The organism is Streptomyces sp. NPDC031365, from assembly GCF_055569765.1.
This window is the reverse complement of record NZ_JBVIIM010000001.1, coordinates 290,660-303,115: the sequence shown is the minus strand read 5'-3', so window position 1 is coordinate 303,115 and position 12,456 is coordinate 290,660. Positions and strand designations below refer to the sequence as shown.

The following is a 12,456-nucleotide window of genomic DNA, read 5'->3' as shown; positions in this document are numbered from 1 at the left end:
CTCGCGCCTCACGAGGGCCACGATCGTAGCCATTTTCTGCATGGCCGGGACAACGGCCGGGACAGGGGTCACAGAACGTGACTCCCTTACAGGACAGCATGGTTGACGTACAGTCACGTCAACAAGCGCTTCGGGCATATTCCAGCGCGAAGGAGTACACGTGCGGCATACTGTGCGACGCCCGCCGCGGGGTGTCGCACAGACGGCGGCAACCTGCCCTGCCGCACGGCGAGCAACCGCAGGCACCGGCGGAGACGGAGTCGCCTCGGGGGCGACTCCGGCGCGGTGCGTGCTCACAACGACTCGCATCCCACACAAGGTACCGGAGCGGACATCCGACTCCGGGCCGTGACGAGTCACGCAGAGGACACAAGCCGGTCTCGACGCTCCGTGATCACGGAAATGCCACGATCCGCGACATCCGCGCGGGGCACGTCACTCGGGAACGGTGAAGTAGCGGGCGAAGGCCCGCACGATCTCTTCCTCGCCGATCCTGTCGTCGCCGTCCGTGTCCAGCGCGGCGGCGACCGAACGGGCGAGGTCCTCGGCGACACCGAGCGCCTTGAGCACACGCGCGGTGTTCTCCACGCCGGCCGCGCCGTCGCCTTCGGTGTCGGCGACGGCGAGTGCCGCGTGCAGGAAGGGGCGGGCGATCTCGGCGAAGCGCTCGGGGGTGTCCCGCAGCCGCTTCACCGCGCCGTTCACGAACTCCTCGCGCGTGATGCGCTGATCGCCGTCCCGGTCCGCGATCCCCGCCATGCCCTGCCAGAACGCCTCGGCGCCGATGTACAGGGCCTGGCCCCGGTCGGAGCGGGCGGCGGTGCCGAACTCGGCAAGCAGCGCCTTGGCCGCTCCACTGAAGTCCTCGCGGTCGATGTAGCCGTTGCCGTCCTGGTCGAAGGTGGCGAACCGGGCCGCGATCCTGCGCTCGTACTCGCTGGTGACCATGTCTCTTTCAGGCCGCCTTAGTCAGTGGGGTCGTCTCGCAGGGAGCGTACGTGGTCACGGCCCGTCCGGGAGCCCGAAAGCGGCGCCTGGGCCAAGACCGGGGGAATAACGGAACAAGCGTGTGACAGGTGTGAGCGGTTCCGCGGCGGACGCCGGCGGGATCGCGCGGCTCACGCCGACAGCGGACGGGAGTCCTCGTCGACCGCGGACGGGACGTCCGGGTGGATATCGAAGAGGCGGCGGACACCGAGGGCGCCGAGCACCTTGTTGACGTGACTGCCGTCGGCGGCTCCCCGCGCGGGCAGGATCAGCCGCAGACTGCCCTGGCAGGAGCGCAGCAGCCGGCGGGAGGCTATGAGCACGCCCACCCCGCTGGAGTCGCAGAACCACACCTCGGAGAGATCGAGGACGAGGCTGTGCCGGCCGTCGGCCACCGCGTCGTGCACCCGCTGGCGCAGCACCGGCGACGTCACCAGGTCCAGTTCGCCCGACACCCGGAGCACGGCCCATTCGCCGTGCTCCCGGTCGGTCACTTTGAAGGTCACCACCACGCCCCTCGCTCGCCAAAACGGAAGCAGTGCCTACGCTTCCTTGCAGCGCGGCTGCCCACCGGCTGTTCCCTGAAACACGGCCCGAGAAACGGTGGCCGAACAGAAAGGGCTTGTTCCAGTCATCTTCGATCTCATTCGATCGGTTCCGATCGGCGCGGGACGGGGTAGTCACATCCCGCACGGCGTCCGACATGCCCAGGCGGCCCCTTACCACCTACGGCCCTGCCGGGGGCGCACATTGCCACAAAGGGGCGTGCGCCCTCGTTCATGCCGACTACATTCATGGGGTCACCGGCCACACGCCGGCCCCGGGCACCGACCGGCCCGGGAGCCTGGGGGAGAAACAGGGGGTGAGGGGCCGCATGTCCAAGAGCGACGTTCCGCCCCGCTGGGACCGCACGATGCAACAACGGCTCGCGCGCGGGGAGGCGGCGGCCCTGGGCGAGCTCTACGACCGGTTCGCCTCCCTCGTCCACGGACTCGCCCACCGCGTCGTCGGTGACGAACGCACGGCCGACACCGTCACCCGCGACGTCTTCGCCCACGTCTGGCAGCACCCGGACTCCTACGACCCCCGGCAGGGCTCCCTGCGCAGCTGGCTCGCCGCGCTGACCAACCGGCTGGCCGTGCAGCGGCTGCGCACCACCGAGACCGCCGCCCTCGCCCGGGGCGGCCCCGGCACCCCCGAGGACCTGGAGCGCAGGCTGCGGCACGCCTCGGTGGCCGCCCGCGCCGACTACATCGTCCAGTCCATGCCGGCGCCGCTGCGGGCCGCCCTGGAGCTGGCCTACTTCCAGCGCCGGGACTACCACCGGACCGCCGTCGACCTGGGCGTCACCGACGACGAGGCCCGCCGTCGGCTCCGACTGGGCCTGCAACTGCTGGCCACCGCCCATGACGTCGAGGCACCGGGCGCCACGCCCGGCATCGGCGGTGCCGCGTGAGCGAGCACCGCCCCGGCCCGTACGACGGCGGATCCGAGTCGTACACCGGCGAACGGACCGGTGGGCGGCACGAGCGGACGGCCGCCGGCCCGCTCGCCGCGAACGGGCCGGACGACATGAGCTCCGAGCCGGCGCACCACGTACTGAAGTCGCTGCTGGGCGCCTGGGCACTGGCCGCCTGCGGGCCCGCGGAGGCGGAGGCCGTCGAGGAGCACCTTGGCGACTGCGGGTCCTGCGCGGACGAGGCACTGCGGCTGCGGGAGGCGGTCGGCCTGCTCCAGCGGCCCGAGAGCCTCGATCCGGACCCGGGGCTGCGCACCCGCGTCCTGCAGTCCTGCCTGGAGCGGCGCCCGCCGCGCGTCCCGGTACCGGAGTGGGCCGCGGCCTACGACGCCGAGACCGCGCGCCTGGACGCGCTGCTGCAGGACTTCGGGGACTCCGAGTGGCACGCGCCGGTGCGGCTGCGCTGGTACGAGGCCGACGAGGCGAGCAGCCGCCGCACCACCGTCGCCGGGGTGATCGCGCATCTGCTGACGGTCGACGGGCTGGTCGCGGTGGCCCTCGGCCTGGACGACCCGCTCGGCGACGTCACGGCCGCCCGGCCCACGCCGTCGGACCGTACCGAGACCTACTGGCGGGCCGCCCACTTCCCGCCCAACCGCTCCGTCCGCGCGCCCTGGCGGGAGCAGAGCCACGCCCTGGTGCGGACGGTGTCCTGCACCGGCGACGGCCAGGGGCGGGCGGCGGTTCCGTACGGCGATTTCGAACTGCCGCTGCACGACGCGATGCTGGACCGGGCCTTCGAGTGCTGGGTGCACGCGGAGGACATCGCCGACGCGGTGGACTACCCCTACGACCCGCCCTCCGGACGGCACCTGCACCGCATGGCCGACCTGGCCGCGCGGATGCTCCCGGCCGTGCTGGAGCACCGCCGGCTGCACGGGCTGGCCTCCCCCGTCGAACGGCGGCTGGTCGCCGCCGGGGAGCCGGGGCGCAGCCTGCGGCTGGAGATCGAGGGGTCCGGCGGCGGGGAGTGGCTGATCCCGCTGGATTCGTCTGCCGCGAAGGGCTCCGCCGAGCATGAGGTGGCCCATGTGGCGCTGGACGGCGCGGAGTTCTGCAGGCTGGCGGCGGGGCATGTGCCACCGCGGGAGGCTGCCGTCGGGCAGGAGGGGGATCGCGTGGCCATCAAGGACGTGCTGTTCGCTGCCGCGAGCCTGAGCAGAATGTAGGGCGGGCGCGCAGGATGTAGGCGGGTGCGTGGGATGTAGGGCGCGTGCGCGAGGTGGGGCCGGTTGCGGTACGTCGGGCCGGTTGCGGTACGTGGGCGGCCGCGGGTGCGCGGAGGGCTGTTCGCGCGGTTCCCCGCGCCCCTTCGGGCGCGTCCACCGCATCACCTCATACGCGGGGAACCACGCGAGCGGCCACGGACCCACCTACGGCCGCGCGCGAGACGGAAACCCCCGGGTTCCTAGGCGAACACGACCGTCCGGCGGCCGTTCAGGAGAATCCTCCGCTCCGCATGCCACTTCACCGCCCGCGCCAGCGCCTGACACTCCACGTCCCGACCGATGGCGACGAGCCCTTCGGGGGTGACGTCGTGGCCCACCCGCTCGACCTCCTGCTCGATGATCGGGCCCTCGTCGAGGTCGGCGGTGACGTAGTGCGCCGTGGCACCGATGAGCTTCACGCCCCGGGCATGCGCCTGGTGGTAGGGCTTCGCGCCCTTGAAGCTCGGCAGGAAGGAGTGGTGGATGTTGATGATCCGCCCGGAGAGCTGCTTGCACAGGTCGTCGGAGAGCACCTGCATGTAACGGGCGAGGACGACGAGTTCGACCTTCTCCTCGCGCACGATCTCCAGCAGCCTGGCCTCGGCCTCCGGCTTGCCGTCCTTCGGCACCGGGAGGTGATGGAAGGGAATGTTGTACGAAGACACCAGCTCAGCGAAATCGGTGTGATTGGACACCACTCCGGCGATCTCCACGGGCAGCGCGCCGGTCCTCGCGCGGAACAGCAGGTCGTTCAGGCAGTGCCCAAACCTGCTGACCATGATCAGGATGCGCATCTTCTCGTCGGCCCGGTTGATCTGCCAGTCCATCCGGAAGGAGTCACCGATCGCCGCGAAACTCGCCCGCAGCTTCTCCACGGTCACCGGGGCTTCCGCGGAGAAGTGCACGCGCATGAAGAACAGTCCCGTGTCGTGGTCGCCGAACTGCTGGCTGTCCTCGATGTTGCAGCCCGTCATGAACAGATAGCTGGACACGGCGTGCACAATGCCCTGCTTGTCGGGGCAGAACAGGGTGAGGACGTACTGGTCGGCCGGGGCCGTGGCTCGGGTGGACTGCTCGCTCATGCGGAGAAGGGTCCCACACGCGGGGTCGCGCCCGGCCGGCCGTTCCGCTACGCGGACCGCGTCAGGATCCGCAGCACCTCGAGGGTGCTCGGCGGGACGTCGGGGTCCTCGCCGTCGGCGGACGCCATCCGCACATGCGCGTCCCGCGCGGCCCGCACCGCCTCCGGCCATCCCTCGTTCTCGAGATAGGCGGTCACCGGTGCGTCCGGCCCGACCTGGTGCATGATCCGCAGCACCCGCAGCACCGCGGAGTCGACGAGCGCCGCCTCCTGGGAGTCGCGGAAGATCGTGCCGACGTACTTCTCGGCGGACCAGTTGTCCAGCCAGGTGTCCTCGACCAACCGGTAGACGGCGTCGGTGACGTCCCCGTAGCCGGGCACACCGGCCAGCCAGACGTCCCGCTGGAAGCCGGGGTCGGAGAGCATGTGCAGCGCGGAGCGCACATTGCTGCGCCAGCGCCACCACGGCATGTCGTTGAGTGGCATGCCGCCCATGGTGGAGGAGCGACGGCCGCGACGGGAAGAGTTCTCCGAACCTTGCACGGTCGTCGATCGTACGTTTCCGCGCTTCAGGGGTCGCACGGGACCCCGTAATTCACCTCCCCGTCACCGACTGTTGACCAAGGGTCACTCCCGGGTTGGCCATGTGGCGGAATCGTGCGGGAGCATGACCGGCAGGCGCCAGATCCGCAGCACCTTCTTCCCCCACCTCCTGACCCGGCCCTTCAGAGGCGGCGCCCTGACCACGGGCGCGATGGTGGCGTGCGTGTCACTCGCCGCCGGGTGCGGGGTCGTCCCCGGTGCCACGGGGGGCTCCGGGGACGGCACCGTCACCGTGATGACCTGGGCGCCCGAGGGCACCGACGCCACGAACAAACCCGGGATGCCCGCGCTCGCCGAGGCCTATGCCCGCTGGATCAACACACAGGGCGGTATCAACGGCCGCCGGCTCGAGGTACTGACCTGCAACGAGCGGAACGACGCCGTGGACGCCGCGCGGTGCGCCCGGCGCGCGGTCGAGGAGAAGGCCGTCGCGGTCGTCGGCTCCTACAGCCAGTACGCCGACGCCTTCCTGCCCACCCTGGAGGCCGCAGGCATCCCGTACATCGGCGGCTACGGCATCACCAACGACGAGTTCACCAGTCCCCTGTCCTACCCCGTCAACGGCGGCCAGCCGGCGCTGCTGGCCGGTCTCGGCCGCACCCTCGCCGACAGTTGCGGCCCGGTCACCCTGGTCCGGCCCGACAGCATCACGGGCGACCAGCTGCCCCCGCTGCTCGGCTCGGGCCTGAACGCGGGCGGCCACGAGCTCGCCGGTGACCAGCGCGCCGCGGAGGCCGCCACCTCGTACGACAGCCAGGCGAAGCGGGCCCTGGAGCGCGTCACCACCGACCCCGCGGTACCGGGCTGTGTCGTGCCCGCCCTCGGCGACCGCACGGGCACCTTCATGGACTCCTTCCGGCGGGCCCGCGGTGACTACCCCGAGGTGCGCACCGCGACCGTGCTGGGCAGCGTCGACCAGTCGGTCATCGACGCGTCCGGCGGGGCGTCGGGGCCGTACGAGGGGTCGTACGTCACCGGCTGGTACCCGGCGGCGAGCGATGCCCGCTGGGACACCATGAAGAAAGTGATCAAGAAGGAGGCGTTCGGCGACAACCGGATCGACGCGGCGGACGCCGGGGTGCAGACCACCTGGATCGCCTACACCGTGTTCCAGCAGGCCGTGGAGTCGCTCGGCGGCGGCGAGGTCGACGCCGACGCCGTGAGCGGGGCGCTGGACGGCGGGCTGAAGGTCACCACGGGCGACCTCACCCCCACCCTGCGGTGGAAGTTCCAGGACGAGCTGGCCGCCGTCGGCTTCCCGCGCCTGGTCAACGCGAACGTGACCCTCCAGGTGGTCGAGAACGGCCGGCTGGTGGCCGCCCGCAAGGGCTTCACCGACGTGACGCAGACACTGCGGGACGCGGACCTCTGACCGGCTGAGGTCCGGTCCTAGCCGGGCCGGCCGAGGTCCGGACAGAGCCGGGCCGGCCGACGTCCGGTCAGAGCTGGGCCGGCCGACGTCCGGTCAGAGCTGGGTCGGCTGGCGTTCGGTCAGGCCGTACTGCTTGGCGATCGTGTTCCACAGCCCGGCCGCCTTGCCCTTCTCGGCGGTCGCGGTGCCGCTGGCCCGGTTACCGGCCTGGGTCTGCTTGGTCGTGCGGGCCTTGCCGTTCTTGCAGCCCTTCTTGCCGGCGACCTGGTCGGCCCAGGCCGCGTAGTGGTTGTCGGCCGAGGCCGATGCCTGCCAGGCCTTCATGAGCGCGGTGGTCAGTGCCTGGTGGTTCGGAAGCTTGTCGACCGACAGGCCGGAGAGGTCGGTCACCAGCTTGCTGCGCTGGCCGGCCGCGTCCCGCAGGTCCTTGGCCGCCTGGCCGAGGTCGCGGCATGCCTTCACATCGGCCACCGCGTTGATCACGGCGGTCCGGCTGTCGCCGCTGTCGGCCAGCAGCTTGTCCAGCTCGACGGCCTGCTCACGGGCGGGGTCGACGGACGGAGAGGGAGAGGCCTCCTGGCCGGTGGAGGCGGAGGCGGACACCGTCTGGTTGTCACCACTGTCGTCATCGCCCCCGCTGCCGAGCAGGGCGCCCGCGCCGACGCCCAGGACGGCGATACCGACACCGAGCGCCGCGATGACCGGCAGGCGTGAACCGGTGCGGCCACCGCCGCGGCCACCCCGGCCGCCGCCGGCCGGGCCGGCAGGCCGCGGAGTGTGCGCGGCGGGTGCGGACCCGCCGTACTCGACGCGCGGGAGCTGCTGGGTGGATCCGGCCGGGCCGGCGTCGTCGCTGCGGAAGAGGTTGTCGAACTCGGCGGGCGGCTGCCGGTTGCCGTCACCGGGCGGCGGGGCCGGGGCGCCGAAGGGCTGCCCGGGAGGCTGGTCGGTGACGGGGGCGATGTACTGGGTGGCCTCGGCGTCGGGCCCGCCGGCGGGCGGCAGGTGCCCGGTGCCGGGTGCGTTCTGCTGGGGAAGGCCGAGGTACCGGGTCTCCTCGGAGTTGTGTGCGGCGGGCATCTCGGGCGGCAGCGCGCCCGGGCCCACCGGGGGTATGTACTGCGTCGCCCCCTCGTCGGTGCCGTCCGCGGGCACCGGCGGCAGGAACTGGGTCGCCCCCTCGGACCCGTCGGGCGCCGCGGGAGGCAGGGGCGCGGCACCGCCCGGGGAGACGCCGTAGGCGTGGTGGGCGGGGGCCCCGTGGGCGGAGCCGTAGGCGTCGGCGGAGCCGTTCGGCCCGGGATGGGCACCGAATCCGGCCGCGTGCCCGGCGGACGAGCCGTCCGGGCCCCCATGACCGCCGTACCCGGCCCCCGGCTGCGACACCGGCGCGGCACCGTACCCGGCCCCTCCGGCAGCGGCACCGTATCCGTCACCGCCGGCGGCACCGTACCCGTCACCGGCCGCGTGGCCGGCGGACGAGCCGTCCGGGCCCCCCTGACCGCCGTACCCCGCGTCGGTGCCCGGGAACGCCGGCCGGGCGCCCTCGGGGGGCAGCGGGCCGGGACCCTGGGCGCCCGGGGGCGGGTTCCGGGTGCCCCAGGGGGACTGCTCCGGCGCGCTCCACTGTCCGTCGGACGAGGGCTGCCAGTCCTGGCCCGGCGGCGGGCCGGGGTCCGTCCGGCCGGGGCCCCAGGGTGTGCCCCAGGTCTGGCCGCCGGGCGGTGCCGAGGCGGGGAAACCGCCGGCGGGGGGCCGGCCGTCCGCGCTGCCGCCGGGGGCGACCGGTCCGGCCGTCGTGCCCGGCAGCAGGGGTTCACCACCGTCGGAGGGCAGCACGATGCCTTCGCGCGCGGGGCGCGCCGAGGGCTCCTCGCCCTGTCCACTCTGCGTCACCGGGACTCCTACCAATGGGGGACCTTGTGAATCGTCGACTCACGCTACCGGGTTCCCCGAGCCCGGTGCCACGCAGCACAGAACCTGACCTCTTGCCCTGTGAGCGCGGTAACAAAACCAGGTCACCGCACGCTGACTACGTCACCTCCTCCCCATCCTCCCTCCCGGTAACGGGCGTCACGCCGCCGCCTGGAGCTCCATGCGCGCTCCGAACTCCCGCACCACCGGCTCCTCCCGGTACGGCTCAAGGCGCTGCTGGAGGTCCTCCAGATACTCGGCGCCCCGGTTGGAGCGGAGCCCGCCCAGCAGCCCCGCCGCCTTCAGGCCCGTACTGCAGGCCTGTTCGATCTCGCGTTGCTGCACCTGCGCCGTGGCGAGCAGCACATAGCCGATCGCCCGCCGCCGGGCCCGCGACTCGGGGTGCCCCTCCAGCGACTGGCGGGCGCACCGCGCGGCGGCCTCGGCGTGACCGAGGTCCCGGTGACAATGCGCCAACTCATCGGCCAGATAAGCCTCGTCGAAGTGCGCGATCCACACCGGGTCGTCACCGGAGCCCGGATCGGCGGCCTCCATGGCGCTCACGGCGCGCCCCGCCGCCGCCTGAGCGGCGTGCGTGTCGCCCATCAGCGCGTGCCCGCGCGCCTCCGCTGCGAGGAACATCGCCTCGGCGCGGGGTGTCACCCGCCCCCGCGCGCCCTCCTGCGCCGCCCGCGCCAACTGCGCGATCTCACGCGGGTTTCCGAGCTGCGCGGCCAGATGACTCATGGAGGCGGCGAGCACATACCCGCCGTAGCCGCGGTCGCCTGCCGCCTGCGCCAGCCGCAGTGCCTGGATGTAATAGCGCTGGGCGAGGCCCGGCTGTCCGGTGTCGACGGCCATGTACCCGGCGAGTTCGGTCAGCCGCGCCACCGCCGCGAACAGGTCCCGGCCCACCGCCTCGCGGTACGACCCCGCCAGCATCCCCGAGACGACGCTGTTGAGGTAGTGCACCACGACCGGCCGGACATGCCCGCTGCCGTACTGGTGGTCCAGGTCGACCAGGGCCTGCGTCATGGACCGTACGGCCTGCACGTCGGACTGCCCCACGCGCGGACCGGCGGAGCGCGACACCTGCCCGTCGGGAGCGGAGATCAGCCAGTCACGGCTCGGTTCCACCAGCGCGGAGGAGGCGACGGAGGAGCCGGACAGGAAATCCCGCCGCCCCACGTCGCTGCGCCACAGCTCGCAGACCTGCTCGATGGCCCCCAGTACCGTCGGCGAGAACTGGAGACCGACACCCGACGCGAGGTTCTTGCCGTTGGCCATGCCGATCTCGTCGATCGTGACCGTCCGGCCCAGTTTGCGGCCCAGGGCCTCCGCGATGATCGCCGGTGCCCGGCCCCTCGGCTGCTGTCCGCGCAGCCAGCGCGCCACCGACGTCTTGTCGTAGCGCAGATCGAGGCCGTGCTCCGCTCCGCACATGTTGACCCTGCGGGCCAGTCCGGCGTTGGAGCATCCGGCTTCCTGGATGAGCGCCTGCAGCCGTTCGTTCGGCTGCCGCGCGACGAGAGGCCTTGCGGCCATGGCGTACCCCCTCAGGCTGCGGTGCCTGCCCACGCACCGGGTTGACGTTCTTCCGCGGCCGTACTTCTCACGTCCCGGCGAGAAGAACCGGCCGTGAAGATCAATGCCCCGCCGAAGTGCCGACAATGCGAAGCATGTGAGGATTGCCGGGGTAACGGCAGTCGCCGGCCCCCCTCGTGGCTACCCATCCGCGGATGCGGATCCTCCCGCGCGCCCCCACGGATGCACCCATGCGCCCCGATCGGAGAAACGGTGCCCCTCCCCCGCGCATGCGCACGGGCGTAACCCCTGGTGACGGCCGTAGTTGTGTTCATCGTGGAAGAGACGATCGCGGGCACCGACGCCGTAGAGATCCCGAAGCAGCGCGGAGAATCGCTGCTGGACACCGCAGTCCGCTACGCGGAGGAGCGACACTGGGACGTGTTCCCGGGCACCTGGCTGGAGGCCCCGGAGGGGGTGCAGGGCTGCTCGTGCGGTGACGCGGCGTGCCCGGCGCCCGGCGCGCACCCGGCTCGCGCGGACTGGGCGACCGAGGCGACCGGCAGCGCCACCGTCGTCCGGCGGATGTGGCAGACGCGGCCGGCCGCCTCGGTCCTGCTGCCCACCGGGCGGACGTTCGACGCGATCTCCGTTCCGGACACGGCCGGATTCCTGGCGCTGGCGCGGATGGAGCGGATGGACCTGACGCCGGGGCCGGTGACGCTGACGCCGGACCGGCGGATGGAGTTCTTCGTGCTGCCGGGGGCGGCGGCGAAGGCGCCGGGCCTGCTGCGCAGGCTGGGGTGGTCGTTGTCGTCGATCGACCTGGCGATCCTGGGTGAGGGCGCGTATGTGGCCGCGCCGCCCACGCGGTTCGGGTGTCGGGGGGCCGTGCAGTGGGCCCGCCGGCCCACGTCGGCGAATCGGTGGCTGCCGGATGTGGAGGAGTTGATTCCGGCGTTGGCCTATGCGTGCGGTCGGGATCGGTAGGGCTCCTTCTGTCCTGCGGTCGGGCACGACGTGTGGCGGGACCCGGTGCAGGTCAGGGGCCCGGACCGGAGTACTGCCGGAAGGGCCGCGGCCGTTCCGGCGGCCGTCGGGGCGTGAACCGCCCGCCCGCACCGGACGGCTGCGGGGGCTGACCGGTGGTGTGGTCGACAAGCGGGCCGCGCGGTTGCTCGACGCTCTCGATCCGGCCGGTGCCCAACACCGGCTCGTCATCGACCACTCGACCGGCGCGAGAAGACCGGCCTCGCCGCCGCCCTCCGCACGAACCCCGAAGTCCTCTTCCCGGACGAGCCGTTCGAGGGCGTCACCCCGGGAGAGGTCGGGCCGGCCCGGATCCTCGCGGCGGAGATCAGCTGAGGGTGTCCAGAAAGGGTTCGATCGCGGCCAGCCAGGTCTCCGGCTGGTCGTAGTGGACGAGGTGGCCCGCGTCGGCCACCTCCGCGTACTGGCCGTGGGGCAGGACGCGCACCATCTCCTGGGCCTCCGCGCGGCCCAGTTCACCGTCGAGGCCGCGGACCACCAGGGCGGGGGACCGCACCTGGGCCAGTTCCTCCCAGTGGGCGTCGAACACCCAGGTCTCGCGGGAGCGGAGCATCTGGTCCGGGTCGAAGACGGGGCGCCAGCCGTCGGGGGACTCGGCCATCACCTCGGCGTAGAACTCGCCCCGGGCGGGGTTGGGGCGCTCCACCCAGGGGTCGTCCTCGCCGAACCACTTGCGTACGTCGGCGAGCGTGGCGAAGGGGACCGGCCATGCCGTGAACCACTCCGCCCACTCGCGCTGCGAGGCGGCTCCGAGGGCGGAGGCCCGCATATCGCAGATGACCAGGCCACGGACCAGATCGGGGCGTTTGGCGGCGAGCTGCCAGGCGGTCAGCGCGCCCATCGCATGGCCAATGAGGACGGTGGGGCCGAGGCCGAGCTGGTCGAGGGCGGCCTCGGCGTCGTCGACGTAGGCGTCCCGGGTGAAAGAAGCCTGCGGGGGCTTGTCGCTGCGGCCGTGGCCGCGCTGGTCGAGGGCGACCGCGCGGTACCGCGCGGAGAGCCGGCGGGCGGTCGACGCCCAGTGCGAGGCACGGCCCATGAGGCCGTGCAGTAACAGCACGCCTGGCGCGTTCTGCGCGCCGGTCTCCGCGGGGTCGGCCGCGTTCTTGGGCGGGTCGCCGAACTCCCAGGCGGCGAGTCGTACGCCGTCCGCCCCGGTCACCTCGATGCGTCGCGCCATGATCCTGGCACCCCCAAG

The 12,456-nt window shown here is 72.7% G+C and carries 11 protein-coding genes and 1 pseudogene; 5 read left to right on the top strand and 7 right to left on the bottom strand.

The features are described 5' to 3' along the window. Nucleotides 1–435: 435 nt before the first annotated feature. Both ACZ5C2_RS01430 and ACZ5C2_RS01425 read right to left on the bottom strand, forming a co-directional pair. Entirely contained in the window at nucleotides 436–948 is a 513-nt protein-coding gene (locus ACZ5C2_RS01430) for an EF-hand domain-containing protein (RefSeq protein WP_468785309.1), read from the bottom strand. 170 nt (nucleotides 949–1,118) lie between these two features. Continuing rightward, nucleotides 1,119–1,499, bottom strand: coding sequence for an STAS domain-containing protein (locus ACZ5C2_RS01425; protein ID WP_468785307.1), 381 nt, complete (start codon nucleotides 1,497–1,499; stop codon nucleotides 1,119–1,121). 362 nt (nucleotides 1,500–1,861) lie between these two features. Here ACZ5C2_RS01425 and ACZ5C2_RS01420 point away from each other — a divergent pair, with 362 nt between their 5' ends. Both ACZ5C2_RS01420 and ACZ5C2_RS01415 read left to right on the top strand, forming a co-directional pair. Further along, nucleotides 1,862–2,443, top strand: coding sequence for a sigma factor (locus ACZ5C2_RS01420; protein WP_468785305.1), 582 nt, complete (start codon nucleotides 1,862–1,864; stop codon nucleotides 2,441–2,443). Next, nucleotides 2,440–3,675 (top strand): maleylpyruvate isomerase N-terminal domain-containing protein, encoded by a 1,236-nt coding sequence (locus ACZ5C2_RS01415; protein WP_468785303.1) that lies wholly within the window; start codon nucleotides 2,440–2,442, stop codon nucleotides 3,673–3,675. The genes ACZ5C2_RS01420 and ACZ5C2_RS01415 overlap by 4 nt, the downstream gene beginning before the upstream one ends. 239 nt (nucleotides 3,676–3,914) lie before the next feature. Here ACZ5C2_RS01415 and purU read toward each other — a convergent pair whose 3' ends face one another. Together purU and ACZ5C2_RS01405 are read right to left on the bottom strand one after the other, a co-directional pair. Further along, the gene (gene purU, locus ACZ5C2_RS01410) at nucleotides 3,915–4,796 is read right to left on the bottom strand and encodes a formyltetrahydrofolate deformylase (RefSeq protein WP_468785301.1); all 882 of its coding nucleotides are present in this window, start codon (nucleotides 4,794–4,796) and stop codon (nucleotides 3,915–3,917) included. A 47-nt stretch (nucleotides 4,797–4,843) separates the two neighbouring features. Beyond that, nucleotides 4,844–5,290: an SCO4402 family protein gene (locus tag ACZ5C2_RS01405; protein ID WP_468785758.1), complete on the bottom strand. Its 447-nt coding sequence runs from the start codon at nucleotides 5,288–5,290 to the stop codon at nucleotides 4,844–4,846. Between the two features lie 172 nt (nucleotides 5,291–5,462). Between ACZ5C2_RS01405 and ACZ5C2_RS01400 the strand changes: the two genes are divergently transcribed. After that, nucleotides 5,463–6,770, top strand: a complete 1,308-nt coding sequence (locus ACZ5C2_RS01400) for an ABC transporter substrate-binding protein (RefSeq protein WP_468785299.1) — start codon at nucleotides 5,463–5,465, stop codon at nucleotides 6,768–6,770. Between the two features lie 93 nt (nucleotides 6,771–6,863). Here ACZ5C2_RS01400 and ACZ5C2_RS01395 read toward each other — a convergent pair whose 3' ends face one another. Next, entirely contained in the window at nucleotides 6,864–8,666 is a 1,803-nt protein-coding gene (locus ACZ5C2_RS01395) for a hypothetical protein (protein ID WP_468785297.1), read from the bottom strand. Between the two features lie 177 nt (nucleotides 8,667–8,843). Beyond that, nucleotides 8,844–10,229: a transcriptional regulator gene (locus ACZ5C2_RS01390; protein WP_468785295.1), complete on the bottom strand. Its 1,386-nt coding sequence runs from the start codon at nucleotides 10,227–10,229 to the stop codon at nucleotides 8,844–8,846. 306 nt (nucleotides 10,230–10,535) lie between these two features. Between ACZ5C2_RS01390 and ACZ5C2_RS01385 the strand changes: the two genes are divergently transcribed. After that, a complete protein-coding gene (locus tag ACZ5C2_RS01385) occupies nucleotides 10,536–11,198 on the top strand; it encodes a bifunctional DNA primase/polymerase (RefSeq protein ID WP_468785756.1) in 663 nt (220 codons plus the stop codon). 21 nt (nucleotides 11,199–11,219) lie between these two features. After that, nucleotides 11,220–11,528: pseudogene (locus tag ACZ5C2_RS01380) on the top strand (P-loop NTPase family protein); the annotation flags it as partial. A 37-nt stretch (nucleotides 11,529–11,565) separates the two neighbouring features. On the opposite strand, the gene ACZ5C2_RS01375 reads toward ACZ5C2_RS01380, so the two are convergent. Further along, nucleotides 11,566–12,438: an alpha/beta fold hydrolase gene (locus ACZ5C2_RS01375; protein WP_468785293.1), complete on the bottom strand. Its 873-nt coding sequence runs from the start codon at nucleotides 12,436–12,438 to the stop codon at nucleotides 11,566–11,568. Nucleotides 12,439–12,456: the final 18 nt, after the last annotated feature.

Coding starts and splice junctions, on each gene's coding strand:
- ACZ5C2_RS01430 (WP_468785309.1), bottom strand. CDS start 948: ATGGTCACCAGCGAGTACGAGCGCAGGATCGCGGCCCGGTTCGCCACC.
- ACZ5C2_RS01420 (WP_468785305.1), top strand. CDS start 1,862: ATGTCCAAGAGCGACGTTCCGCCCCGCTGGGACCGCACGATGCAACAA.
- purU (WP_468785301.1), bottom strand. CDS start 4,796: ATGAGCGAGCAGTCCACCCGAGCCACGGCCCCGGCCGACCAGTACGTC.
- ACZ5C2_RS01405 (WP_468785758.1), bottom strand. CDS start 5,290: ATGGGCGGCATGCCACTCAACGACATGCCGTGGTGGCGCTGGCGCAGC.
- ACZ5C2_RS01400 (WP_468785299.1), top strand. CDS start 5,463: ATGACCGGCAGGCGCCAGATCCGCAGCACCTTCTTCCCCCACCTCCTG.
- ACZ5C2_RS01390 (WP_468785295.1), bottom strand. CDS start 10,229: ATGGCCGCAAGGCCTCTCGTCGCGCGGCAGCCGAACGAACGGCTGCAG.
- ACZ5C2_RS01375 (WP_468785293.1), bottom strand. CDS start 12,438: ATGGCGCGACGCATCGAGGTGACCGGGGCGGACGGCGTACGACTCGCC.